Source organism: Chryseobacterium sp. MA9, assembly GCF_024399315.1.
Classification (GTDB): Bacteria; Bacteroidota; Bacteroidia; order Flavobacteriales; family Weeksellaceae; genus Chryseobacterium.
On the sequence record NZ_CP075170.1, the window covers coordinates 4,346,448 to 4,372,809 of the forward strand.

A 26,362-nucleotide genomic window follows, 5' to 3' on the forward strand; every position below is an offset into this window, starting at 1 on the left:
TTAGTAATCAGCCGGAGCTTCTAGGTACAATTGCTTGAATGCTGTGTCTAGCTGCTCATCATTAGGTGCTTTACCATGCCAAGCATGAGATCCCATCATATAATCAACTCCGTAACCCATTTCTGTATGAAGAAGGATGGCTACCGGCTTTCCTTTTCCTGTTTCTGTTTTTGCTCTCTCAAGGATTGCAATCACAGCTTCAAGATCATTACCGTTCTTTTCTTCCAAAACAATCCATCCAAATGCTTCAAGTTTAGCATGAAGATTTCCTAAGCTTAATACATCATCTGTATCCCCATCAATCTGACGGCCGTTATAGTCTATAGTAGAGATGATATTATCTACTTTTTTAGCAGCAGCATACATCAATGCTTCCCAAACCTGACCCTCCTGAAGTTCACCGTCTCCGTGAAGAGAGTAAACAAGAGATTGATCACCATCTAATTTTTTACCTTGAGCCACACCAAGAGCCACAGAAAGTCCTTGTCCAAGAGAACCTGAAGCAATTCTGATTCCTGGAAGTCCCTCATGAGTAGTCGGGTGTCCCTGTAATCTTGAATCTAATTTTCTGAAAGTACTCAGTTCTTCAACAGGGAAAAAACCGAATCTTGCCAGTGTAGAGTAGAATACCGGAGAAATGTGTCCGTTTGATAGATAAAAATGATCTTCATTTTTGCCTTCCATTGTGAAAGGAAGTTTATAGTTCATTACCTTTCCATAAAGGGCTGTGAAGTACTCTGTACAACCTAAACTTCCGCCCGGGTGTCCTGAATTTACAGCATGAACCATTCTTAAAATGTCTCTTCTGATCTGCGTAGTAAGAGATTTTAGCTCTTCAATACTTTTACTCATTATGTCTGATTTATTTGCACGCGAATTTACAATTTTTTACCGGCTTATGGAAATGTAAAAATCCGGATCTAAAAACCCGGATTTTGATTGATTTGATTATTTTCCCGCTTTTAGCAGCCTTCATTGAGGTAAACGGATATTTCTGTAACAATATTATTAACAAATTTAAAGCTTAATAGAGTTCCTGCCTGACTGTCTTCAATATTAAAATAACCGGAATCTTTGATAGGTTTGCTATTGTCATCCCAATCCGGACGCACACTGAAGTTAGAATAGTTTCTGTAAGCATTGATAAGGTCATCTCTTGTACTTCCAATCCCAATTCCACTTTTGGTTTTAAATTTTTTACTCGTTGTTGTCATGTAAGTAATAGAAGGAACACTCGGATTGGCTTCATTGATATAATTGTCGAAAAGATCAATCTGGATCGTTTCTCCATTATACTTTACTATATTTTTTTTCTCACCGCTAGAGTTCGTAAGTTTTGTTCCTGCTATTTTTTCAGCTTCAACCTTGGGCATAAAGACTTTAAACGGCCCGATTCTTAATGTTGATACTTCAAAATTTTCCTGAGCATTCATACACCCAAATGTTAATGCAAACACACAGATTGATATAATTTTTTTCATAGTTTTTTGATTTTTATTTCTTTTTATTTTGTTAATTTTTTTATTGAATTTATATCATTCGCATCAAAGATAATTAAAATGAAAAAGTCTATAAAATTAGTTATTTAAATAAAGAAAATTTACTTGTTGAGTTGAAGGCTTTGTGGTAGCATGATTGTTGCTGTTTGTACAAAAAAAACATACTTTTTTTAAATTTTCATATATAATATTTGAATAAATTTAACTAATTTTATAATTCAATGTTATTTGATTTATGAACCTTTAACTGATTATTTTTTAGTTTTTGGTCTTGTTAGTTGAATTAATAAAAATTGCAAACCATTATATATGAAAATTAAACAATTATTTTATCTGGGGATATTTGTTATATCCATTTCCTCAGGGAAAGCACAGGACTTTTTTACAGTGATCAGTGAGAGGTCCATCAAAGCAGATCCTAAAAACAGGACCGTACAACCGGAAAAGTCATTGACCTATACATTGGACGTGGCTGGAATGAAAAGTTATTTTAATTCGGTTCCGGAATTGAAGGACAGCGACCGTAAAGATAACGCACCCATTATTGTGCTGCCAATGCCTGACGGTAAGAAAGCGAAATTCAGAATCTGGAAATCTTCGGTAATGGCTCCTGGATTAGCCAGCCAGTTTCCACAGATTATAACTTTTACAGGGCAGGGAATTGATGACCAATATGCTACTATAAAACTTGATTTTACCGAGCTTGGCTTCCACGCGCAGATAAAATCTGTGGTAGCTGGTGATACTTACATTGATCCTTATGCAAAACAGGATATTAACAATTATATCATTTATCAAAAAAGTGACTTAATTGACAAAAATCCAAGATCGTGCGGAGTAAAAGATGAGGACGATTCTCCGCTGGGAAAAAAAAACGCTCAAAAAACCGTAAGTCCAAGCGTAGGAACTCAAATTAGAGTTTTTAGGTTTGCTGTGGCTTGTACCAATCAGTATGCAAAAGCGGCAACAGGCTCAGCAACACCTACTGTTGCCCAGACTTTGTCAGCGATTGTAACTTCTGTAAACAGAGTAAATGGAGTGTATGAGCAGGAAGTAGCTTCAAGATTGGTATTAGTGGATAATGAAACCAATGTAATCTTTACAAATTCTGCAACAGATCCTTTTACCGGAAATGATAGTGCCGGTACATTAATTAATGAAAGCCAGACTCAGATTGATGCATTGATCGGAAACGCCAATTATGACATCGGACATACCTTCAGTACCGGAGGAGGTGGATTAGCAGGACTGGGAGTAATCTGTAACAATTCCAATAAAGGTAGAGGAATTACCGGTTCCCCTAACCCTGTTGGCGACCCTTATGATATTGATTATGTAGCTCATGAAGTAGGGCATCAGTTTGGTGGTCCACATACTTTTAATGCAACTACAGGAAGCTGTGGGGGAGGAAACCGCAGTGCTGCCAACGCTGTAGAACCCGGAAGCGGAATTACCATTATGGCGTATGCAGGAATCTGTGGAAGTACCAATAACTTAGCTGCTAACAGTATTCCTACTTTCCATACCAAATCATTCCAGTCTATTACAGCGAAAGTTCAGTCAACAACATGTCAGGTGACAATTCCTTCTAACAATTTTCCGCCTTCTGTAAATGCCGGAGGTGATTTTACCATACCTAAGAGTACGCCGTTTAGATTAGAAGGATCTGCTACAGATATAGATAACAATCCACTTACTTACAGCTGGGAACAAAATGATGTGGGACCGGCAGGTGATTGGAATGCTCCAACAGGTAATGCTGCTATATTCAGATCATATGTACCTGTAACCGTTCCTTACAGATATTTCCCAAAACTTACAGACGTGATCAATGGAACCGTATCTAAAGGAGAATTTAAGCCATCCTATGCAAGAACCATGGAGTTCAGGCTGACTGTAAGAGATAATAATCCAGGTTGTGCAGGAGTTACTAATGATGATGCTATTATTACCGTTGATGGAAATTCAGGGCCGTTCAATGTAACAGCACCTACTACAGCTGTAAACTGGGCGGGTAATTCTACTCAGACGATAACATGGGACGTAGCGAATACAACTGCTTTCCCTGTAAATTGTGCTACTGTAAATATTTTCCTTTCCACAGATGGAGGTCTTACATATCCTACACTTATCTTAGGCTCCACTGCAAATGATGGCTCCGAGACCGTTACCATTCCTAATGTAACGACCACGCAGGCCAGAATTATGGTGGCAGCAGAGACGAATGTATTTTACAATATTAACCCTATTAACTTTACTATCACTCAGACCTTGGGAGTGAGCGAAACAGCTTCAAATAAAGATGTATTTGTAGTATATCCTAATCCAAGTAAAGGGCTCCTGAATATTAAATTTACCAATTCAAATGAAGTATATGATATAACAGTATATGATGTAAGCGGAAAATTAGTATTTACCCAGGCTAATAATAAATTGAACCATGATAAAGTAGGTACTTTTGATTTGTCACGATTGGTTAAAGGTGATTATCTGATTAAAGTTAAATCTAAGAATATAGAGAAAACAATCAAGTGGATTAAAGAATAAAAATAGATTCACTAAAATAAAAAGGCTGTCTTCAATTGAGGACAGCCTTTTTTATTTTTTTATAAAGATTGATTAAACAACTCTTAAATAGTTTTTGTTTTTTACCAGCCACAGACCAATAAAAGTCAGCAATCCGTTAAGAACAATCAATTCCACACCGATTTTGTAATCGGTATAAGTTGTAACTGCAAGGTTGATCAGATAAGTGAGTACAGGTGCTAAAATAGTCACAGCAAGGATGGAGTATTTTCTGGAGATCTGAAACTTCGTGAAAATTCCAAAAGCAAAAAGGCCTAAAAGCGGTCCATAAGTATATCCGGCAATTTCCATGATCAGATAAACAATAGATTTGTCATTTAATGCTTTGAAAACCATGATAAGGATAAAGAAAACTACTGTGAAAATCAAATGCACTTTCATACGAAGGCGTTTCTTCTCTTTTTCAGTTTTGGTTTTATCTTCATTAAGGTTTAATAAGTCTACACAATACGAGCTTGTTACAGCTGTTAAAGCACCATCAGCAGAAGGGAATAATGCTGAGATCAATCCGATAATGAAAATAACAGAAATTGTCATTGGGAAATATCCCTGAAGTGATAAAGCCGGGAAAAGGTCGTCTCCCATTATATTTTTAATATTTCCTGCAGTATCTTTAAATCCGAAAATATTCGTTACAGTTTCAGATTTTAGTGTTCCATATTCTGCTCCGTGCTGCAATGCAAAAAGGTATAATAATCCTCCCAGGAATAAGAATGCAAGGTTCACGATAAGAAGTGTTCCTGCAAAAGTCAGCATGTTTTTCTTTGAATTCTGAAGATTATCTACAGAGATATTTTTCTGCATCATTTCCTGATCCAGCCCTGTCATAGCAATTGTAATAAAAATTCCGCCGAGAATTGTTTTCAGGAAAAAGGTTTTGGAATTAGGATCAAAATTGATGAAATGAGTATAGTTTTTCTGTTCCAGAATAGTATAAGCTTCCCCAAATGATAAATTCAGGTTTGATAAAATATAAACGATACATGCAACAAGACTGATAATCATAAAAGAAGTCTGCAGTGTATCTGTAATGACAATCGTCTTTACACCCCCTTCAAAGGTATACAGAAGTACCATCAGCAAAAGAACAAGAGAAGTTACCCAAAACGGAACTCCCAGCCCTTCCAGTAAAAATATCTGTAAAACATTCACCACCAGGTATAATCTTGCTGTAGCACCAATTGCCCTTGAAATAATAAAAAAGATAGAACCAATCTTATGAGCTTCCACATTGAATCTTTTCCCCAGATAGGTATAAATAGACGTCAGGTTCATCTTATAATAAAGCGGGAGCAGTATTGCTGCAACAATAAAATATCCGATGAAAAACCCGATTACCATCATGTAGTACTCAAAACCTCCGTAGATATATTCGGAACCGGTCATCTTTCCTACCGTACCCGGAACAGAAATAAAAGTAACCCCGCTTAAGCTGGTTCCTATCATCCCAAATGCAACGAGCCACCATTTACTCTTTTTGTTACCGATAAAAAATGACTGGTTATCAGAATTCCGGCTGGTGAAATAAGAAATCACCAAAAGGCCGATAAAATAGATGAAAACAAATAGCAAAAGGATAGTTCCTGAATTCATGCTTGATTTTTAAATTTTAGCAAATATATAAAAAAGATCAGTCGTGAATCATGAATTTGAAATACTGTTGGTTTCAAAACAAATTATGATTATGAATTTGCTTTACAGTCTGTATTTGCATAAAAATAAAAAACCTTCCAGAGAGATCTCTGAAAGGATTGTATTGTAAGGGTGGAAACAGTGGCTAATTCACTAAAACATCCTGAAGTTCCTCACTTTTCTGGAAACTTGCCTTAGCAAAAGGGCAGAGGGGAATAATCTTTTTTTCATTTTTTCTGGCAAAATCTACCGCTGCCAGAAGCATTTCCTTGCCTACACCTTTTCCGTTGTAGGCTTCTTCCACCTCGGTATGGTCTATAATAAATCTTTCTTCTCCGGCCCAGGTATATGTCATTACTCCTGCGCGTTTTCCATCTATGAAAGCTTCAAAACTTCCGTGTTTCTCGTCGTTGTTTTGTTTTACTTCGATCATGTTATGAGAATTTAGTTAGTATTTCTATGTCGTTGGTTAATATTTTATGAACCGGGCATGCATCAGCGATGGTGTGCAGTCTTTTCAGCTGCTCATCATCCAGGATACCTTCAAAGCTGATGTCTCTTTTGAAAACCGCTCTTTTTGTTAATGGGAAATTTTCAAGCTCTACTTCTACATTGATGTTTTCTACATCCCATTCCTTTCTTTCAATATACATTCTCAATGTAGCTGCTGTACAGCTTGCCAATGAGGTAGCCAGAATTTCCATTGGGTTAAGACCTTTGTTCTGTCCGCCTTTATCAATCGGTTCATCCGTAATGATCTTATTTTCGCCGGCTGTTACTTCTGTATAATATTTTGTTTTTCCTAAACTTGCTTTTACCGTTACCGCCATTATTTTTCTGTATTGAATTTATAACTTAATGCACCTGAAGGGCATTGGTCTATCTGTGTTCTGAGTTCTTCCGGGCTTGCATTTTCTGCTTTTATCCAAGGTCTTTCTTTTGGATTATAGACTTTGGGAAGCAATTTTACGCATACAGCCGAGTGGATACACTTTTGAGGCTGCCAGATGACGGTGATGTTACCGTTGGGATATTCGTGTGTTTCCATATCAATTTTCTTTTAATGATTTTTCGATTCTTCTGTCCGGAATCAGCCATATGAGAGCCACGATATAATAAAAACCTATGGCAATATAAGGATAAAAAAATGAAGTGGCGATTCCCAGAACATAAAATACAATAGAGATATATTCCTTATATTTTGAATGAATGGCTTCTTTCAGCTTTGAATCTTCTCCTTCGCACCGGATAATGACATGCTCCAGAATAGTATAGGCAATTGCCGCCATAATGAGTCCGATACCATACACAGCTACAGGATTTTTAGCAAAACCGGTGGTTCCTATCCATTCCGTAGCAACAGGCATCAGAGAAAGCCAGAAGAGCAGATGGAGATTGGCCCAAAGAATGCTGCCATTTACTCTTTTTACTGTCTGAAACAAGTGATGATGATTGTTCCAGTAGATTCCTACATAAATAAAACTGAAAATATAAGCCAGAAACTTAGGAAGGAGAGGTTTGAGACTGGCCCAGCTATTTCCTTCCGGTACTTTCAATTCTAGTACCATAATGGTGATAATAATAGCAAGGACACCATCACTGAATGCCTCTAATCTTCCTTTAGTCATTCGCTTTAACCTGATTTTTAAAGTTTTGTATTTTAGCCTTCAGATCATTCAGCATATCCGGATTGATGACTCCGCTTTCCATATCAAAATTTTCATAAAACTTAGGCAGTGAAAAAGTATCCTTGATATCTGCTGCAAACTGTGGGAAAAATGTTTTTGCCGTATTCATTACATTTCCGCCGCCATAGCCTCCTGGAGAGGTGCTCATCAGAAGCATCGGTTTATTCTGAAACACTTTTACATTAATCCTTGAAGACCAGTCAAAAAGATTTTTAAACGCTGAGCTGTAAGAACGGTTGTGTTCCGCAAGGGAGCAGATAATCACATCACATTCTTCAATAGCTTTCAAAAACTGATGAGCTTCATCCGGGAAACCTTTCTTTTCAAGGTCTACAGAAAAAACGGGCATAGTAAAATTGTTGAGGTCAATCAGATTGATTTCCTCATCCTGAAAATCTTTCAGAACAAATTTTACCAGTTCTCTGTTGATAGAAGTGGAAGATGTACTTCCGGCAAATGCTAATATTTTCATGTTTGATAATCTGAACTGAAATTATTTTCTGTTTAAAATAGCCTTAGGAAGCGGAACGTATTCATTTTCATCGCCCGGAACCAAAGGAAATGCTTCATGATTCTGGTCATTCCAGTTTACTTTTGCCTGATCCAGTAATTCCTTATCAGAATTAACGAAATTCCAGAAGATAAAACGTTCTTCATCGAATGGCTCGCCTCCGAAAAGATAAACTGTTCCGTTTTCGCTCATATCGAATTCGCAAAGCTTAGTATCTTTAGCAATCATCAGCTGTTTTGAACCATAGGAATTTCCTTCTGTGGTAACAGTTCCATCCAGAACATACATTGCCGCTTCTCCATACAGATCTTTTCCAATGCTTATTTTCTTAGCTTCTTTTGTTTTTATTTCGATAAAAAATAACTTGCTGTGTACAGGAACCGGAGATGTTCTGCCAAATGCTTCACCGGCAATTAATTTATACTGAATACCATCTTCTTCCCAAACCGGAATCTCATCTGCTTCAATATGATGAAACGTAGGTTCTGACTGTTCAAGGTGCTTCGGAAGCCCTACCCAGATCTGGAATCCGTGAAGTCTTTTATCTGTGTGTCTTAAATATTCAGGAGTTCTTTCTGAATGTACAACTCCTTTTCCGGCAGTCATCCAGTTCACAGCGCCCGGTTTTATCTCAAGAGCACTTCCAATGCTGTCTCTGTGGAAAATAGAGCCTTCCAGCAGATAAGTTAACGTAGATAAACCGATATGCGGATGTGGAGGAACATCAAGGTTCTGGTAATCCTTTAATTCTGAAGGTCCCATGTGGTCGATAAAAACGAAAGGGCCAACTGCTCTTTTCTCACGGAAAGGAAGAAGTCTTCCTACCAGGAAATTTCCGATATCTGCTGCTTTTTCTTCTATAATAAGTCCAATATTTGACATGATGATGTGATACTTTTTTTAATGTTATTTAAATAAACTGAGTGATTCTGCTGAAGGTTTAAAGCTTGTCATATCCTTCAAATTTCTCATCTACGATACGTTTCCATTCAGGATGCTTCCTGATAAAAGCAAAAACATAAGGACAGAATGGAAGAAGCTTTTTCCCGCTTTCTTCAATATAATTCAGGGTTTTCTCTACCACAGCAGCTGCTGCACCTGTTCCCGCCAGTTCAGGATCTGCCTCAGTGTGTACCAAAGCAATCTGATGTGCTGTCTCACGGTAATCTATAAATGCATAATTTCCGTTGAACTCTATTTTAAATCTTTTTTCGGTTTTTACGAGAGGTATATTTTCAAATTCTGGTTTCATAATATTTTGCATTAAGGGGCTGTTTTCTTCAATAAACAGAATTAAAAGTTAAACCTTCCAGGTTGTCAAAACCAGGAAGGTTTGTTATTATATAAAGTTAATAAAAAAGGAATTATCTAAGATTAAGATAAATTTAATTCTTTTAATCTTCCAGGTATCCGAACTTTCCGGTATTGAAATCCTCAAAAGCTTGCATGATTTCCTCTCTGGAATTCATTACAAAAGGGCCGTGAGGATAGATAGGTTCATTGATAGGCTCACCGCTGATGATCAAAACTACAGTGTCTTCTTTTGCTTCAATAGTGAAAGTTTCACCTTCATTTTTAAACAATGTAAAATGATCAGCCTTCACCGTTTCTTCACCATTGATGATAATACTTCCTTCAATAACCAAAGCAGCGGTATTGAAATGAGGCGGAAAATTAAAATCAGCTTTTCCACCTGCTTTAAGTTTGGCGTTCATCATATGAACCGGAGTAAAAGTACTTGCAGGGCCTTTATGACCGTCATATTCGCCGGCAATTATTTCTACGAAACCATTTTCACCTAAATCTACTCTTTCCATTTTAGAGTTTTCAATAGCTTGATATTTCGGGCAGCTCATTTTGTCTTTTGCGGGAAGATTCACCCAAAGCTGAACCATCTGGAAAATCCCTCCTTCTTTTGCCCATGCCGTTTCATGGTATTCTTTATGAAGAACTCCTTTTGCTGCGGTCATCCATTGAACGTCACCTTCTCCTATAACGCCGCCGCCGCCAGCGCTGTCATGATGTTCTACTTTTCCACTATACGCTATTGTTACTGTTTCAAAACCTCTGTGCGGATGAACTCCAACTCCTCTTGGTCTGTCGGAACCATTGAAATGAAATTTTGAATTGTAATCAAGCATAATAAACGGGTCCATTCTTTTCATATCCAATCCAGGTACTCCCGGAATGAAATTGTGAACCCTGAATCCATCGCCTACAAAGTGTGCAGGTCTTGGAGATACTACGATTTCTATTTTTTTAGTTGCCATCACATTGTTGATTATGTAAACAAAATTACCATAGTTATATGCGAAAAGCATTGATCTGTGTTAAGTTCGTAGAAGGTGAAAAGACGAAGTGTAAAGAGTGAAACTGTATATTTGTCCTTTGAAGTTTCATCTTTTTGTGTATTTAATCTTCCTTCGATTTCATATTCTTTCCATCCGAAATGTGCAGTCTTCTGAAAACAAATCCTGATAAAATCGTTAATATTCCTACCATGAGAAATGTAAGTCGAAAGGCATTGTGAATTTCTCCTTTGATCAGATCTGTATTTTCAAACAGCTTTAAAACAATCAGTCCAAATGCAATTCCGAAACCGATCGCTAATTGTTGATTGACGGAGAGTAAGGAGTTTCCGCTGCTCGTCTGAAAGTTTCGAAGGTCAGCAATGGAAATCGTGTTCATGGAAGTAAACTGGATAGAGTTGAAAAAACCCAATACTGCGATGATTGGAACAAACCAATACAGAGAAGTGTGAATATCAGGAATGGCAAGAAGGCAGATCAGTGTTCCGATGATGAACGTATTTATCATTAAAGTCTGACGGTAGCCATATTTATCTAAAATTTTAATCACATATGATTTCCCGAAGATAGCAGTTAAAGCCATAGGCGCAATAATCCATCCGGAAGTTACTGCAGACTGTTTGTAGGCAATCTGAATCATCAATGGAAGCAGTAGAGGAACTGAGCTTATTCCTAATCTGGTGGCGAGGTTTCCCACAATACCTACCCGGAAAGTTCTTACCTGAAAAAGGTTTAATGGAAAGATAGGATTTCCTCCTCTTTTTGCATGTTTGTAATAATAATACAGGAACAGGAAGCCCATGATAAATACAAGTAAAACAGGAGTGATATTTTGCATATCTCCAAAAAGTTCCAGTGAAACCGAAAGCAGGAGAGAGGCGGCTGCAAAAATTAAAAAGCCTTTTAAATCAAAATCTACATCATTGGATTTATAGTTAGGCATAAATTTTAATCCTAAAAGAATTCCCAAAACACCGATCGGAATATTGATCAGAAATATCCAGTGCCATGAAAGATAATCTACCATATAACCACCCACTAAAGGCCCAAGTACGGGCCCAATAAGTGCCGGAATAATGGCAAAGTTCATCGCTTTAAGTAACTCACTTTTATCAAACGTTTTGATTAATGCCAGCTTTCCAACGGGAGTCATTAAACTTCCACCAACTCCCTGGATGACTCTTGAAATTACTAAATGAGTAAGATTTTGAGACATGGAACAAAACAGAGAGCCCAGACTGAACAATACCAACGAAAATATAAATACTTTTTTGGTCCCGAACCGGTCTGCCAAAAATCCGCTGGCTGGCATGAAAACAGCTAATGTAAGAACATAACTGATAATTGCGTTCTGCATATTAAGCGGAGACTCGTGCAGGTCTTTTGCAATAGCGGGCAGGGAAGTGTTAAGGATTGTGGAATCCAGCATCTGCATAAAAATAGCAGTGGCCAGAATTAAGGGAAGTATTTTTTTTATGGATGTCTGTGATGTATTTGCTTCTGTCATTTTGTATCGGCTGGGTCGTAAAAAATTCCCAAACTTATTTGATTTGAATAACTGCTTGCTTTAAGCGGTTTGATCCTTAGATAAAGAAATCCATATAAAATTAAAAAAGTCCTGTGAGATTTCACAGGACTTTTTGATTTATTTTCTAGGTTTTTCTACTCCCTTCCATTCATCACCGGCTTTTCTATACTGGCTTAAAGTGAAAGTTTTAAAATCCTTTGTTTTGTATTCGATGTTATCAGTGTTCTGCTCGAACGGCATGATGTAATAATATTCGATATCTGTTTTATCAGATTTGTTTCCTTTTTTTACACTAGGAACATATTTTGAAAACTTATAGCTTGGAAGATATTGTTTCAGTCTTGCGTAGAAAGCTTTGTCTTCTTTTTCGTTAGGAATGATATCTACAATATTCAAATCATCTTTTTTCTTGTCAATCCAAAGGTAGTAAGTCTTTTCTTCTCCCATATTTCTGTTGAAAGAGTTGAAAGCAAACAATTCTTTCGGTACAAGTTCCTTGATTTTCTCAGGATCAACCTTAGTATAATACTGGCCCTTTAAAGGATCTACATAAGTTTCAAGATTATACATCAAAACAGAATTGTTTTCAAATTTCTTATTTTTAAAATATTGATTCAAAGATAATTCTGCAGTTGCTCTAAGCTCTTTGCCTCTGGCATCCAATTTTTTTGTTGGATTCTGAGGGTTTACATATTTTACAAATTCATATAAAACGACAGGTTTTATATCTTTAAGGTGAGGATACGTTTTTAGCTGCTCTGCTTTTACAAGCCAGTAGAATTGTTGGTAGTAATCATCTTTATCTTGATCTTTCACACTCTTGTAAGCCAAAGCAAGCTTCTTTGAATTCAGATATTTGCCATATTTTCCTTGTCCAAAAGCAAAACTTATGGCTAATAAGGCAAATAAAACAGTAAGGTTTCTTCTCATTTTTTTATAATTGATATTTTCGTTTTCCAAATATAATTATTTATTAGATATTATTTTGGATTGTCAGTTAAATTATGCCATATTGTTATTGTTAATTCAAAAGAAAATCCTGTATTGCTACAGGATTGATAAATTATAACTGAGGAAGTTAGGGGTTTGAAGTGATGAAATTAAATAGCAATAGTCAATTTTTGCTTCGCAAAGTGAATGGTGAATGATTAACTGCTGATTATAAAACTTCTCTATATTGATTGTTAATAACCTCGAATCACGCAACTCTAACCACGTAACAAATTGACAAGCGCAGCATAATCAATCCCTTTTCTAATATGAAGTCTCATGTACCTTCACTGCTCTTCCGCTCGGATCATTCATTTTTTTGAATGCTTCATCCCATTCTAAAGCGATAGGAGTGGAGCATGCTACAGATGGAACAGATGGTACGGTAGCCGCTGCTGTTTCGCTTGGGAAATGTTCTTCAAAAATAGTTCTGTATCGGTATTCTTCCTTATTTTGAGGAGTGTTCAACGGGAATCTGAATCTTGCATTAGCCATCATTTCATCCGTCACTTCTTTTTCAGCAACTTCCTTTAAAGTGTCGATCCATGAATATCCAACACCATCTGAGAACTGTTCTTTCTGTCTCCAAACAATAGAATCAGGAAGAATGTCTTCAAATGCTTTTCTCAATACCCATTTTTCGATTTTCCCTTCAGCCATATTGATCATTTTATCTTTTGGGTTAAGAGTCATGGCAATATCCATAAATTCTTTGTCAAGGAAAGGTACTCTGCCTTCAATTCCCCAGCTCATTAGCGCTTTGTTGGCTCTTAAGCAGTCGTAAAGATGAAGTTTACCTAATTTTCTTACTGTTTCATCATGGAATTCTCTTGCATTGGGAGCTTTATGGAAATATAAATAGCCACCGAATAATTCATCAGAACCTTCTCCTGAAAGTACCATTTTTATCCCCATAGACTTGATTACTCTTGCGAGAAGATACATTGGGGTGGATGCCCTGATTGTTGTTACATCATAGGTTTCCAGGTGGTAAATTACATCACGCACAGCATCCAGCCCTTCCTGAACGGTAAAGTTAACTTCATGATGAACAGATCCGATGTGTTTTGCAGCTGTTTGTGCAGCAGCCAGATCTGGAGAACCTACAAGTCCTACAGCAAAACTGTGAAGTCTTGGATACCAGGCTTCCTGTGTATCTCCACTTTCAATCCTCTGACGGGCAAATTTTGCAGTGATCGCTGAAATCACTGATGAATCTAAACCTCCGGAAAGAAGTACGCCATAAGGAACATCACTCATCAGTTGTCTGTGAACAGCATCCTCAAGACCTTTTCTCAATTTTGCGATGTCTGTTTCATTTTCTTTCACCTGATCAAAGCTGTCCCAGTTTCTTGTATACCATTGCTGAAGCTCAGCGCCGTCCGGACTGTAAACGAAATGTCCCGGTAAGAATGTTTCTATTTTTTTACATACTCCTTCAAGGGCTTTCAATTCGGAAGCTACATAATAGTTTCCGTTTTTATCCCAACCTTGATAAAGAGGGCAGATTCCCATATGATCACGGGCAATAAGGTAGATATCGTTTTCAGTGTCGTATAATGCGAATGCGAAAATCCCGTTCAGTTTTTCAACGAAATCTTTTCCGTACTTTCTGTAAAGTGCAAGGATTACCTCGCAGTCAGACTGAGTCTGAAACTCATAATCAGGAAATTCTTCTTTTAATTCTCTATGGTTGTAGATTTCACCGTTTACGGCTAATACTACTTTTCCGTCTTTTGTAAATAAAGGTTGTTTACCAGAAGTAGGATCTACAATGGCAAGTCTTTCGTGAGAAAAAATTACTTTTTCGTCCTGAAAAACTCCGCTCCAATCCGGTCCTCTGTGACGGATTTTTTTTGACATTTCCAAAACCTGAGGTCTTAATACTTCAGTTTTCTGTTTGGCATCAAATAAACATACAATTCCACACATGATTTTTATTATTTATGGAACAAAAGTAGAAGGGATGTTTATAAATAACAATGAAAAATATTTAAAAACGAAAATTTTTAATTAATAAGTGTTTTAAAATTAAAAATTTTAATTATTTATTGAAATTAACATGTTTTTGATTAATTTTTTTCGTTGAGCCAAAATTGATGATTTGTTCATACAAAATAAAAATGACATATTTATTAATCTATGGTAATTAATTATATGAATTTTAACCCTTACTTTGTGGCTCGAAATAATTTTTTTTCATCATTTGTGTTTTTACCTTCTTGCAATTCTCATGCAAGAAGGTTTTGTTTTTATTGTACTCCAAGTAACGTTCCCGAAACATTCCATGAGCTGAAACTTGAGCCTTCGGAAGCTCCCTGAGGAATTTTTATCTGAACTGTATGTTTTCCTGCTTTCAAGTCTCCAAGAGGAATGAAGTTAGGATTGGTAACCGTTCCCGGGCACCAGTTTGATCTGCTGAGATCTGATGAAGAAAGTCCGTCCTGAAAATTTCCTGAAGCCGGATTGTACAAACGGTATGAACCGCAGTCTGTTCTCCATGGGGTGAATGAAAATATCAGATTTCCATCAACAAAAATAGAATTGGCCTTAGGAACAAATTCATCCCCATTTTCCCAACCTCCATGTCCGGTAGTGGTATATCTTAGCTGAGCGTTTTTTAAATCTTTATTCAAAGTGAAATTAACGAGAAGCCCTTTATCCTGATTGAACATTGTTGAGTAGTCCTGTCCGGCCATTTCCATAATATTTAAAGTATTGAATAATGGTATCGCTGTATTATTTTTATTAACTGCCTGATCACTCTTGTGAATGGTGATATCAAGACTCACTTTATGTCCTCCTTTGTCATAGTTGCCAATAAATGTACCTATCCAAAGTTCTTTTCCTGATAATGCAGGTTTTAGCTCTGTGATATCTTGTCGGTAAGGGTTGATGGTCTGCCAGTTTTTTCCTTTAAGCTGAATGTGATTAAACTTCTGGATTCCAAAAGCGGTAAAGAATCTCATCATTTCCACGGCAGGACTATAGCTGTCCGTGGTTGTTACTCCGTAATATTGCTTTCCGTTTCCATTTTCGTAGACAGGAAGTGTTTTTGCTCCCTTTTCCAATCCATCAAAAAAAGATTTTTCTTTATCCTGAGGAATGAAAAATACAGTTCCGGTTCTGTCATAGGCGTCTCCGTTCGACTGTTGTTTCAGTTCTACAAAAATATTTTCTCCTTCTGTAATCGCAGGGAATTTTACTTTTTTAAGAATGATGGTTCCGTTGGCATATCTTTTTATCTGGTCATCAGATTTTGAGGCATCAGAGAAATTGATGGTTTCATTTTCAAAAACATTCAGCGTAGTAAATCTGCTTTTCCAAAGCAAATCTTTATATCCCAACTGATCCGTTGTCTGTATGTTTCCTTTTACAATATTTTCAATTCCTGTATTCTTGATTTTTTTAATCGAACTGGCCGTAATTAAGGAATTTTTATTTCTTTCGACTTCCAGAACCAGCCCTAAATTCTGTCCTAAAACAGAAGGGCCACCTTTTAGTTTCAGATCATTTGTATACCAGATTTCAATGGTGTTTGAGTTGACCTTTGTTACAGCCTTTTTACAGTTGTATCCTAAAATTTTTTTAGTTTCATTGGTAAGTTCAAAATCCTGTTTTCCTACAGACTCGGCATCTGATGTTGAAATAATGGATTCAGGTTTTAAAAAAGCATACGAAACAATAGTATTTGATGGCTTTTCTACCTTAGTGATTTCGTAAGGGAAGCTGCTCTTTTGCGCTTTGATGGTACTGTTGAGAATATAATTTTCTTTCTCATTAACCCAAATGATGGTGGAGGGTTGGTCAGCAGTTGTTTTTCCGTTATATGAACTGGTATACTGAATTTCATAGGTCTGTGCAGAAAACAGACAGTATAAGAAGACGGTCAGGAAATTGAAAACAGTTCTTGTATGCATAAAAAATGAGTTTGCTGCAAAGTTATTCTAAAGTTTCCACAGCATCAAAACGGTTTAAGCTATACAGTTAGTAGACAATATGCTTTAAATGTTACAAAAAATGTTACACTTTTTAGAAAAGATTTTAAACAAAAAAAAACTACTCCAGAAAATAGAGTAGTTTTATGTATTGTAGTTGGGTTTAGATTAAGAAATTCTCTCAATCAAAGCCATGTAGAATCCGTCATAACCTTCACTAGGCATTACTTTTTCATCCTTAATCATTTTGAATCCGGGATTGTTTTTGATGAATTCATCTACCTGCAGATTATTTTCAGATGGAAGGATGGAACATGTTGCGTACACCATTTTCCCTCCCTTTTTAAGCATTTTAGAATAGTCCTGAAGGATTTGCTGTTGTTCTTTTTTAATTCTGTCAATAAAGTCCTGATCAATTTTCCACTTACTGTCCGGGTTTCTTTTTAAAACTCCAAGACCAGAACATGGTGCATCAATCAAAAGTCTGTCAGCTTTTTCATGAAGACGTTTGATTACTTTATTATCGGCAATCATACGGGTTTCAATATTGTGAGCTCCGGCTCTTTTGGCACGACGCTTCAATTCGGCAAGTTTCCACTCGAAAATATCCAGGGCAACAATCTGACCTTTGTTTTTCATTAATGCTGCCAAGTGAAGTGTCTTTCCTCCCGCACCGGCACATGCATCTACTACTCTTTGTCCTTCCTGTACATCAAGGAAATAACCGATCTTTTGAGAAGAAGCATCCTGAACTTCAAATAATCCTTCTTTAAAAGCTGTTGTAAGAAAAACATTTTTCTTCTCTTCCAACTGAACAGCATCAGGATAATTCTTAATAGGGAAAGCAACAACACCCTCATCAGAAAGGTCAGAAATAAGTTCCCTTGTTGTTGTTCTTAAAGAATTTGCTCTTAAAACGGTGGGTGCCTGCTCATTCAAAGCAGTCATTTCTCTTTCCCATTTGGCTCCAAGTTCTTTTTCAAGAGTTTCAGCAAGCCATTCAGGAATAGAATGTTCTATTGCTTTTGTAGGAACTGTATTCTTTTTAAGCTTGGTAAGAATGTCGGCAATTTTGATTCCGTCAAATTCTTCAAATTTTTTATAATTGGTTTTACTCCAAAGTAAATATGCAATGATCAGTTTGTAGATATTGTTGGGTTTCACACCTTCACCCATATAGTATTCAAGGCGTTTTTTCCAACGGATAATATTGTAAAAAATTTCAGAAACAACGGCTCTGTCCTGGCTTCCCCATTTTCTGTTTGCTTTCAAAAGTCTTTCAATAACTTTATCTGCATATTTGTTTTTCTCAAAAAATGTCTCCTGTAAGGCATCGTGAATTCCGATTGCCAAGTTTCTGTGAATAAGTTCCATAAGTTTGCTTCGCTGTTTGAATCTGCAAAAATACGACTTTTAATTGAGAGTTGAGGATTTGGGTGAGAGAGTTTGAGAATAGGAGGAGTGGTGGTGGATCGTGGATGGTCAATCCGCTTCGAGTGTTAATTTTTTTATTTGGGTTGCATAGTGTGAGGTCCGAGGTCCGAGATTATGAATAATCAAGATATTATGACAGAGAAATTTTCTAATGAAAGGTTGCTCATTCACCATTCACTTTGCGAAGCAAAAATTGACTTATTGCCAGTCCTGCTATTCCCTCTTGACTTCAACCTCCAAAAAGCTCTACCTTTGCAAAAAATAAAAATATGAGTGATACAGTACTTTGTCCAAAATGCAGCTCGGAGTTTACTTACCCGAGTGATAATATGATGGTATGTTCCCAGTGTTTCTACGAATGGGACCCTGCAGAAGTAGCTTCTGAAGCAGCAAATGAAGGGAAAATATTGGATTCAAACGGAAATGAACTTCAGGATGGAGATTCTGTAGTCGTAGTAAAAGATCTTCCTGTAAAAGGGGCGCCAAAACCGGTGAAAGCTGGAACCAAAGTGAAGAATATCCGTCTGAGACCAGGAAGTGATCACAATATTGACTGCAAAATTGATGGTTTCGGGGCAATGGCTCTTAAATCAGAGTTTGTAAAGAAGGCGTAAGAAAATGCTGTTTTCTTATACTCTAAAAATAAGAAAAGGAAAAAATTGGACAGTGTAATCTTTCTAAGACTTAATTGCAAGATTGCTAATGTCCGTCTGGAAGGCAGAAAGAGAAATAACCAAAAATTTCCTTAAGCTTTGGAAGTACAAATGTAAGAAAAAGTTTGAATAACCAATTCTTATGTTTGTATTTTTTTATAGATAAGTGTAAGTAAATGTATAAGTTATATGAAGCATAGAGAAAAGGGAAAATGTCCCGTTTATAATAATGATCTTACCTTTTTTGCCTTTAAATAAATGAAATATTTATAGACCCGGATATTCTCTCATCCGTATAAACTACAAGTTCTTTTTCCTTTGTTCTTAGCTTATTCCAATAATAATTTCCTGCAAATCTGCTTTCCAGAACTTCGGCTTCGAGACCGGTTTCTGTGATTTTGATTTCTTTAGGATAATAGGAGAATTGGGGAAGCTGAAAATCTTCGGCTTCGGTTTCACTGAAAATATTCACTTCTCCGAATAATTTCGCAACATAAGAGTTGTAAGGGTGTTTGTAGGTTTCTTCCGGACTGTCATTCTGAATCAGTCTTCCGTCCTGAAGAATAACAATCTGATCCAGCCATGGCATAATGTCCTGGAGTTCGTGAGTAGAGATGATCAAAGAAACTCCATGCTGCTTTACATATCTGAAAAGTCTTTCTCTAAGCTCAATTTTTCTCGGAAAATCCAGGTTACTGAATGGTTCGTCTAAAATCAGGAGCTTTGGAAGCACAGACAATGCTCTGGCAATAGCCACTCTCTGTTGTTGCCCGCCACTTAAATATTTGGGAAGCACATTGGCAAATTCCTGAAGACCTACCACTTCCAGAAGTTCCGTTACGGTTTCTTTTTTTTGTTTTAAATTGATATTAGAAATAAATTTTCCTACGTTTTCAGCAACGGTAGCGTAAGGCATAAGATCAAAATTCTGTGCCACGAATTTCATTTCCGGCTCTCCGGGAACAAGATTTCCTTTCGGTCCCAAAAGCTTTGTTCCGTTAAAAATAATTTCTCCGCTTTCCCAATCAAGAAGACCATAAATCAGGCTGAGAAGAGTGGATTTTCCACATCCGCTTTCACCGGCAAGAGCTATAATTCTGTTTTCTTCAAACCTTAGATTAAGGTTCTGAAACAGGGGATTTTCTTTGTTGTGAGAGAAAAATAAATTGTTTATTTCTAATAGCATATTACAAATGTAAGGTTTTTATGAAAACATAATTTTTTTTATTATATTAGCGGAACTAATAAAAATAAATCAAAAATGAGAAAAAAACTGTTTTCGATAGCGATTCCTGCTTTATTCGTTGCTGCTGTAATGGTTTCTTGTAAAAAAGATAAACCGCTTACCAGTGAGAGTAATGAGGTGACAACTACTAAAGAAGGTAGCCAGTTCACTTTGGATACGCTAAACAGTAAGGTTGAATGGAAGGGATATAAAGTATTTAAATCTGAAAATACGAGCCATTTTGGAATAATCAGGTTTGAAAGTGGAGATGTGACGGTGAAAGACGGAAAACTGGAAAGCGGAAAATTCGTTGCTGATATGAACTCATTAACTTCTGTGGATTTGAAAGACAGTCCGGAAGATTTAGGAAAATTAAATGGCCACCTGAAGAGCGGTGATTTCTTTGAAGTTGAAAAATTTCCAACAGCTTCTTATGAGATTACAAAAGTTACTCCGGCCACAGAAGGTGATTACAATACTCTTTTGGATGGTAATTTAACGATTAAAGGAATTACAAAAACCGTTCAGTTTAAAGCTAATGTTTCTGTGAAAGATGGAGTAGTAAGTGTAGCTACTGAACCGAAAGATATCAAGAGAGAAGAGTTTGGTGTAAAGTTCCAGGCTCCTGCTGAAAACGGTGTGATTAAAGACGAGGTGACTCTTCAGATCAACGTTAAAGCTTTAGAAAAGAAATAATTTTTTTATTTAAGTGAAATAAGTGATTGAAGTCTGCCTCCCGAAAAAGAGGCAGATTTTTTTTTGACGGACTTATTATTCAACTTAAAATCGTATTTTTGCAAAACATTTTGAAAGGGTAAAACAATGATAGAAAAGATAGAAGAATTACTGGTCGAAGTAAATGGCTTCAATGCTACCTCTAAGGAAGATATCGAAAACTTCCGAATCAAGTACAACGGTAAAAAAGGGGTTCTTAATGATTTTTTTGAAAAATTTAAAGAAGTCCCTAACGACCAAAAGAAAGAATTCGGACAGAAGATCAATACTTTGAAGCAAGCAGTTGCTGTAAAATTGGAAGATTTGAAAAACTCTTCTGAATCTTCTATTGTCGTAGAAAAAGAAGATCTTACAAGGCCTGCATTTCCATTGGAATTGGGTTCAAGACACCCGATTAATCTGGTAAAAAACAGAATTATTGAAATCTTCAAATCTATTGGTTTTGCAGTAGCAGACGGACCAGAGATTGAAGATGACTGGCATAACTTTACGGCGCTTAATCTTCCGGAATATCACCCGGCAAGAGATATGCAGGATACATTCTTTATTGAGCAGAATCCTGATATTCTTTTGAGAACACACACTTCTTCCGTACAGACTCGTTTTATGGAAGAAAACCAGCCGCCAATCAGAATTTTATCTCCGGGAAGGGTTTTCAGAAATGAAGCAATCTCTTCACGTTCTCACTGTATTTTCCACCAGATTGAGGGATTGTATATTGACGAGAATGTAAGCTTTGCAGATTTAAAACAAACCATTCAGTTCTTTACTACTGAACTTTTCGGAAAATCTAAGATCAGAATGAGACCTTCATTTTTCCCGTTCACAGAGCCAAGTGCTGAAATTGATGTGTATTGGGGATTAAACTCTGAAACAGATTACAGAATTACGAAAGGAACAGGATGGCTGGAAATTATGGGATGTGGAATGGTAGACCCTGCCGTACTGAAAAATGTGAATATTGATTCTGAGAAATATTCAGGATATGCATTCGGAATGGGAATTGAAAGAATTACAATGCTTCTTTACCAGATGAGTGACATCAGAATGTTCTTTGAGAACGATATCAGAACACTGGAACAGTTCAAAACACTATAAAAAATCAAACCTCCGGAGCTCCGGAGGTTTTTTGTTTTTAATTACTGACCTAAGAAACAAAACGTAATTAAAAACTGATCTTATTGAAAAATTTACACGTGTCTGTTCCTTATGTCCATACTTCGGTTCAAATCCGATAGGTACCTCTTGAAGTATTGACATGCTGCAGCTCTTTGTCTGCCTCTATAATTAAGACAATCAATGTTAACATTATATTACATTGAACATAAAAAAGCCTGTAAAATTTACAGGCTGTATTTTTAAAAAAATGATGATTGTTATTTACTAAACTTTAAAGGAAATTTCACATTTTTATAATCATCAATACTGGCTTTCAATGAACCTACTGCCAGTTCAGCTTTCAACAGCATTGGGATATGATTGGCATCATTGGAAACCCACATGGTTACACCTTCTTTTTCTTTAAACACTCTTCCGCTTTTTACCGAAGGGATAATTTTCAAACAATTAATGGTGCCGAACTTTGTCTTTAAGTTTTCTGTTCCTGTTACTTTTAACTGAAATGGAAACATCTCATCATCAATCCATACGTTCATATTGATTACTGTTCCCACTTTCAATTCATCCGGGCTTTTACTTCTTAAATAGTAAAAACAAGAAAGCATATCCTGAACTCCTTTTACTGATTTTAAAACTTTAGAACCATTAGCTGGAGTCTTTTTATCTGTTAAAATTAATGTATTGTTATCGTGATTAAAAACCGTTTCAAAATGTTGGCGATAGCTTCCTTCACGTACATTTCTTACATAAAAACTTGGTAATCCCGTTTGGGTATTGATGAAACTTTCATATAAATCTTCCACTTTGAAGAATGCTTTTACGGCGCCGGTAGTCTGCCCTGTTCCTTTTACATACAGATGGGGTATTCCTTTGTAATTGGTCTGTTTTGTAGTAAGGTTTGCTGTTCCTGCATTAAGGAAGCCGTAATGTATTCTGAGAGTGATAGATTCGCCGTCTGCGATGTTATCAATCTGGGCCGAGCCTAAAAAGAATATAAATACTGCAAAAAGGTTTAAAATTTTCTTCATAACAAGACATTTACAAAAACATTGCCAAATTTAAAATCTTAAATGATAGATATTTGACAAATCTCAGGTTTTTATTTAGAATCAATTAAATATGCTTCGCATTAAAATTAGTAAATTTGCAGTTACATGTATAATTAAATTATCTTAAATATTATGATAACCACAGATATATTGATCATAGGTGCGGGACCTACAGGACTTTTTGCAGTTTTTGAAGCTGGTTTGTTAAAAATGAAGTGCCATATTATTGATGCGCTTCCACAGCCGGGAGGGCAGTTGGCGGAACTTTATCCTAAAAAACCTATCTTCGATATTCCGGGTTATCCTTCAGTGAATGCTGGAGAATTGGTAGATAATTTGATGGAACAGATCAAGCAGTTTCAGCCTGGTTTTACTTTGGGAGAAACAGCTGTCTCTTATACTAAAGTGGATGATGAGTGGTTTGAAGTAATTACTAACAAAGGAACTGTTCACAGATGTAAAGCTATTGCCATTGCTGGTGGTTTGGGTACTTTCGAACCAAGAAAACCTACAATGGATAATATTGCAGATTATGAAGAAAAAGGTCTTGAGTACTTTGTGAAAGAGCCTGAGCATTTCAGAAATAAAAAAGTAGTGATTGCCGGAGGTGGTGATTCTGCTCTTGACTGGAGTGTTTTCTTGTCAAATGTTGCAAGCGAAGTTACATTGATTCACAGAAGAAATGAATTTAGAGGAGCTTTGGATTCTGTGGAAAAAGTTCAGGATCTGAAGAATCAAGGAAAGATCAAATTAATCACTCCAGCTGAAGTTACAGCTATTAAAGGTGATGGAAAAGTAGAAGCGATTACGGTACAAGTAGACGGTGAGGAAGCTTACGATATTGAAACAGATTATTTTATTCCATTATTCGGGTTGACTCCAAAACTAGGGGAGATCGGAAACTGGGGATTAAATATCGAAAAGAATGCAATCGTTGTAAATAATGCCTTAGATTATCAGACGAACATTGATGGTATCTACGCAATCGGAGATATCAACACATATCCTGGAAAACTGAAATTAATTCTTTGTGGTTTCCATGAGGCTACTTTGATGTGTCAGAGTGTTTACAACAGATTGAACCCGGGTAAAAAATTCGTATTGAAATATACAACGGTAAGTGGTGTTGACGGATTCGATGGAAGCCGTAAAGAAGCAGAGAAGGCAGTTGTGAAAAAAATTGACTAATTTTGCAGAATTATGTCAGATGTTAATATTAAAATTACCGACAGAGAAGGGATAACCCATGATGTCGTAGCTCCTACGGATATGTCCATGAACTTAATGGAAATTATCCGTTCCTATGAATTGGCAGAAGAAGGTACTATTGGGGTATGTGGAGGAATGGCAATGTGTGCTTCATGCCAGGTATATGTAATTAATGATCCTGGTCTGGAACCAATGGGAGATGAAGAAGATGCAATGTTGGGTGAAGCTTTCCACGTGAAAGATAACAGCAGATTAGGATGTCAGCTGCATATTGCCGATGCCATGGAAGGGCTCGAAGTGGAAATTGCTCCTTATCCTTAGAAAATATTTTTTTATCTTAATAAGAAACCCGTCTGGATTTTCCGGACGGGTTTTTATTTATTTTGAAGATATTTTTTCAACAAACGCAGACAGATCCTTTTCTAAGATTTTTCTGTTAGCAAGATTATTGGTTAAAATAATAAACCCTGACTGAAGCCCCGGAAAGAATTCCAGAGAACTTCTTGATCCACCTGTTCCACCGGTATGCTCATACATTATATTTCCGTTTTTAGTGGTGTGAAAGAACCAATTGAGCCCCAGAGAGCCTTCTTCTCCTTCAAATGTATACTTATGAGATAATGAAATATTCAATTGTTTTTCGGCAATATTGGCTTTGATATATTTAATCATATCGTTGGTGTTTGATCTTAATTCTCCCGTGGCTACCAATTCAGAGAAGTCCCAATAGGGTGTTACCTCTCTGTTATTGTTATGGGCTTTGGCAATGTTATTTTTGTCAGCGTCCTCAAGGCTTACAGTTGTACTGTTCATTTGCAGCGGTTTTAGAATATATTTTCTTACCAATGAAAAATAGTTTTCATGATAAACATCCTCAAGAATATATCCTAATAAATTCACGGCCATATTAGAATACGTATATTTTACGCCTGGAAGCGTATCCATTTTCATATTTTTCAGTCCTTCGTAGAACATTTTTTTAGAGTAGTTGCTAAATGGATTAAGTTCTATATAGTCCTGTCTTTCATAAAGATTAGGAAAAATTCTTGTAATTCTTGAAGTATGGTTGGCCAGGTGTATTATTTTAATAGGATGATTATTATATTGTAAATTAGGATACTTCTCAGGAAGGTATTTCCAGATATCATCATCTGTTCTTATTTTTTTATCTAAAATGGCCTGGGCAGTGAGAATTCCCGTAAATGTTTTGGTAATGGAACCTATTTCATAGATGGTTTTATTATTGGGAAGCACTTGTTTTCCATATTCTAACTGTCCATAATTGTAGTAATAATCTTTGCCTTTTATTGTGATTCCAATAGAAAGTCCTACCGCTTTTGGGTCTTCGTAGTATTTTTTTACATATTGATCTACTTCCAGATCAAGTTCTGATTTTAATGGATTGTCTGTTTTTATGGTATTTCTATCCTGCAGAATATTTTGATTCTGTGAAAAACTCCAAAAGAAACTGAGAAATAATGCCAGACAAAAGAAATTTGTAATTGTTTTCATATATCAGATTATTGTGATGTTGCAGATGTATTTCAGAACGTCTTTTCTGGTATTCAGCGGACTGTTTATCAATTAAAATAGTTCTGAATATTGGGATAAAATTAGTCTTTTATTTGTTTTTTTTCAATAAAAAAGAGATATTCATGAATACCTCTTTTTCTTATTAAATCTCTTCCTTAGAAATCCACTTTCCAACCGTAGGAGCCTGATAATTTCTCATCTTTTCCAGCAGTTCATCAATCGTATTACTGATCAGCAGCATATCACTGTTTATTTGCTTTAAAAATCCTTTGTCCACCATAGTCTGAACCAGTTTGATCAGGTCATCATAAAACCCGTCAATATTCAGAATCCCGATAGGCTTTTTGTGAAGGCCAAGCTGCGCCCATGTGATCATCTCGAAAAGTTCTTCCAGTGTTCCATAACCGCCTGGCAGAACAATGACTCCGTCACAAAGTTCATTCATTTTGGTCTTTCTTTCATGCATGGTTTCCACAATGATGAGCTCTGTCAGATTTTTGTGGGCAATTTCTTTGGATTGTAAAAATTGGGGCAGAACTCCTATTACCTTACCTTTTTCACTTAAAGTTCCATTAGCTACCGTTCCCATTAAGCCGGTTTCCGAGCCGCCATAAACCAGTTGCATATTTTCTTTTGCTAGGGTTTGCCCAAGCAGGAATGCCTGTTCTTCATAAATTTTATCTGTGCCAAAGCTTGAGCCGCAGAATACGGTGATACTTTTCAT

26 protein-coding genes are annotated in these 26,362 nt (G+C 36.4%); 6 read left to right on the forward strand and 20 right to left on the reverse strand.

Annotated features, from left to right (window positions below):
* Window positions 1-852: a transketolase gene (locus tag KIK00_RS19935; RefSeq protein ID WP_255814024.1), complete on the reverse strand. Its 852-nt coding sequence runs from the start codon at window positions 850-852 to the stop codon at window positions 1-3.
* A gap of 110 nt (window positions 853-962) precedes the next feature.
* Window positions 963-1,481, reverse strand: coding sequence for a hypothetical protein (locus tag KIK00_RS19940; protein WP_255814025.1), 519 nt, complete (start codon window positions 1,479-1,481; stop codon window positions 963-965).
* 327 nt (window positions 1,482-1,808) lie between these two features.
* Here KIK00_RS19940 and KIK00_RS19945 point away from each other — a divergent pair, with 327 nt between their 5' ends.
* Entirely contained in the window at window positions 1,809-4,046 is a 2,238-nt protein-coding gene (locus KIK00_RS19945) for a reprolysin-like metallopeptidase (protein WP_255814026.1), read from the forward strand.
* A gap of 72 nt (window positions 4,047-4,118) precedes the next feature.
* Here the strand turns inward: KIK00_RS19945 and KIK00_RS19950 are convergent, their stop codons facing one another.
* The 14 genes from KIK00_RS19950 to KIK00_RS20015 all read right to left on the reverse strand — a co-directional run bounded on the left by KIK00_RS19950 (window position 4,119) and on the right by KIK00_RS20015 (window position 18,055).
* On the reverse strand, window positions 4,119-5,678 hold the full coding sequence (locus KIK00_RS19950) for a sodium:solute symporter (RefSeq protein WP_255814027.1): 1,560 nt from the start codon (window positions 5,676-5,678) through the stop codon (window positions 4,119-4,121).
* A gap of 184 nt (window positions 5,679-5,862) precedes the next feature.
* On the reverse strand, window positions 5,863-6,150 hold the full coding sequence (locus KIK00_RS19955; protein WP_255814028.1) for a GNAT family N-acetyltransferase: 288 nt from the start codon (window positions 6,148-6,150) through the stop codon (window positions 5,863-5,865).
* A 1-nt stretch (window position 6,151) separates the two neighbouring features.
* Window positions 6,152-6,547: an OsmC family protein gene (locus KIK00_RS19960; RefSeq protein WP_047382583.1), complete on the reverse strand. Its 396-nt coding sequence runs from the start codon at window positions 6,545-6,547 to the stop codon at window positions 6,152-6,154.
* Entirely contained in the window at window positions 6,547-6,765 is a 219-nt protein-coding gene (locus tag KIK00_RS19965) for a (4Fe-4S)-binding protein (RefSeq protein ID WP_047373661.1), read from the reverse strand. The genes KIK00_RS19960 and KIK00_RS19965 overlap by 1 nt, the downstream gene beginning before the upstream one ends.
* A gap of 1 nt (window position 6,766) precedes the next feature.
* Window positions 6,767-7,345, reverse strand: coding sequence for a TMEM175 family protein (locus KIK00_RS19970; protein ID WP_255814030.1), 579 nt, complete (start codon window positions 7,343-7,345; stop codon window positions 6,767-6,769).
* Window positions 7,338-7,877 (reverse strand): NADPH-dependent FMN reductase, encoded by a 540-nt coding sequence (locus KIK00_RS19975; RefSeq protein ID WP_255814031.1) that lies wholly within the window; start codon window positions 7,875-7,877, stop codon window positions 7,338-7,340. Before KIK00_RS19975 ends, KIK00_RS19970 begins: the two co-directional genes overlap by 8 nt.
* 21 nt (window positions 7,878-7,898) lie before the next feature.
* A complete protein-coding gene (locus KIK00_RS19980; RefSeq protein WP_077414039.1) occupies window positions 7,899-8,798 on the reverse strand; it encodes a pirin family protein in 900 nt (299 codons plus the stop codon).
* 58 nt (window positions 8,799-8,856) lie between these two features.
* Window positions 8,857-9,168, reverse strand: coding sequence for a GNAT family N-acetyltransferase (locus tag KIK00_RS19985; RefSeq protein ID WP_255814032.1), 312 nt, complete (start codon window positions 9,166-9,168; stop codon window positions 8,857-8,859).
* A 142-nt stretch (window positions 9,169-9,310) separates the two neighbouring features.
* A complete protein-coding gene (locus tag KIK00_RS19990; protein WP_255814033.1) occupies window positions 9,311-10,186 on the reverse strand; it encodes a pirin family protein in 876 nt (291 codons plus the stop codon).
* A gap of 142 nt (window positions 10,187-10,328) precedes the next feature.
* Window positions 10,329-11,732 carry an MFS transporter gene (locus KIK00_RS19995; RefSeq protein WP_255814034.1) on the reverse strand — a complete coding sequence of 468 codons (1,404 nt, stop codon included), beginning with the start codon at window positions 11,730-11,732 and terminating at the stop codon, window positions 10,329-10,331.
* Between the two features lie 138 nt (window positions 11,733-11,870).
* Window positions 11,871-12,713, reverse strand: coding sequence for a hypothetical protein (locus KIK00_RS20000; RefSeq protein ID WP_255814035.1), 843 nt, complete (start codon window positions 12,711-12,713; stop codon window positions 11,871-11,873).
* A gap of 294 nt (window positions 12,714-13,007) precedes the next feature.
* Window positions 13,008-14,675, reverse strand: coding sequence for an asparagine synthase B (asnB, locus tag KIK00_RS20005; RefSeq protein WP_255814036.1), 1,668 nt, complete (start codon window positions 14,673-14,675; stop codon window positions 13,008-13,010).
* A 320-nt stretch (window positions 14,676-14,995) separates the two neighbouring features.
* Entirely contained in the window at window positions 14,996-16,663 is a 1,668-nt protein-coding gene (locus KIK00_RS20010) for a GLPGLI family protein (RefSeq protein WP_255814037.1), read from the reverse strand.
* A 186-nt stretch (window positions 16,664-16,849) separates the two neighbouring features.
* On the reverse strand, window positions 16,850-18,055 hold the full coding sequence (locus KIK00_RS20015) for an RsmB/NOP family class I SAM-dependent RNA methyltransferase (protein ID WP_047373670.1): 1,206 nt from the start codon (window positions 18,053-18,055) through the stop codon (window positions 16,850-16,852).
* 329 nt (window positions 18,056-18,384) lie between these two features.
* Here KIK00_RS20015 and KIK00_RS20020 point away from each other — a divergent pair, with 329 nt between their 5' ends.
* Window positions 18,385-18,729: a zinc ribbon domain-containing protein YjdM gene (locus KIK00_RS20020; protein WP_223601198.1), complete on the forward strand. Its 345-nt coding sequence runs from the start codon at window positions 18,385-18,387 to the stop codon at window positions 18,727-18,729.
* A 289-nt stretch (window positions 18,730-19,018) separates the two neighbouring features.
* Here KIK00_RS20020 and KIK00_RS20025 read toward each other — a convergent pair whose 3' ends face one another.
* On the reverse strand, window positions 19,019-19,954 hold the full coding sequence (locus KIK00_RS20025) for a sulfate/molybdate ABC transporter ATP-binding protein (protein WP_255814038.1): 936 nt from the start codon (window positions 19,952-19,954) through the stop codon (window positions 19,019-19,021).
* 75 nt (window positions 19,955-20,029) lie between these two features.
* Between KIK00_RS20025 and KIK00_RS20030 the strand changes: the two genes are divergently transcribed.
* A complete protein-coding gene (locus KIK00_RS20030; protein WP_255814039.1) occupies window positions 20,030-20,689 on the forward strand; it encodes a YceI family protein in 660 nt (219 codons plus the stop codon).
* A 126-nt stretch (window positions 20,690-20,815) separates the two neighbouring features.
* Window positions 20,816-21,826 (forward strand): phenylalanine--tRNA ligase subunit alpha, encoded by a 1,011-nt coding sequence (gene pheS, locus KIK00_RS20035; protein ID WP_047373674.1) that lies wholly within the window; start codon window positions 20,816-20,818, stop codon window positions 21,824-21,826.
* 278 nt (window positions 21,827-22,104) lie between these two features.
* On the opposite strand, the gene KIK00_RS20040 is transcribed toward pheS, so the two are convergent.
* On the reverse strand, window positions 22,105-22,875 hold the full coding sequence (locus tag KIK00_RS20040) for a DUF3108 domain-containing protein (protein ID WP_255814040.1): 771 nt from the start codon (window positions 22,873-22,875) through the stop codon (window positions 22,105-22,107).
* 153 nt (window positions 22,876-23,028) lie between these two features.
* Between KIK00_RS20040 and KIK00_RS20045 the strand changes: the two genes are divergently transcribed.
* Both KIK00_RS20045 and KIK00_RS20050 read left to right on the forward strand, forming a co-directional pair.
* A complete protein-coding gene (locus KIK00_RS20045) occupies window positions 23,029-24,084 on the forward strand; it encodes an NAD(P)/FAD-dependent oxidoreductase (RefSeq protein WP_047373677.1) in 1,056 nt (351 codons plus the stop codon).
* Window positions 24,085-24,096: 12 nt separating this feature from the next.
* The gene (locus KIK00_RS20050; RefSeq protein WP_255814041.1) at window positions 24,097-24,426 is read left to right on the forward strand and encodes a ferredoxin; all 330 of its coding nucleotides are present in this window, start codon (window positions 24,097-24,099) and stop codon (window positions 24,424-24,426) included.
* Between the two features lie 57 nt (window positions 24,427-24,483).
* Here the strand turns inward: KIK00_RS20050 and KIK00_RS20055 are convergent, their stop codons facing one another.
* Window positions 24,484-25,617: a serine hydrolase gene (locus tag KIK00_RS20055; RefSeq protein WP_255814042.1), complete on the reverse strand. Its 1,134-nt coding sequence runs from the start codon at window positions 25,615-25,617 to the stop codon at window positions 24,484-24,486.
* A 163-nt stretch (window positions 25,618-25,780) separates the two neighbouring features.
* Window positions 25,781-26,362: a TIGR00730 family Rossman fold protein gene (locus KIK00_RS20060; RefSeq protein WP_255814043.1), complete on the reverse strand. Its 582-nt coding sequence runs from the start codon at window positions 26,360-26,362 to the stop codon at window positions 25,781-25,783.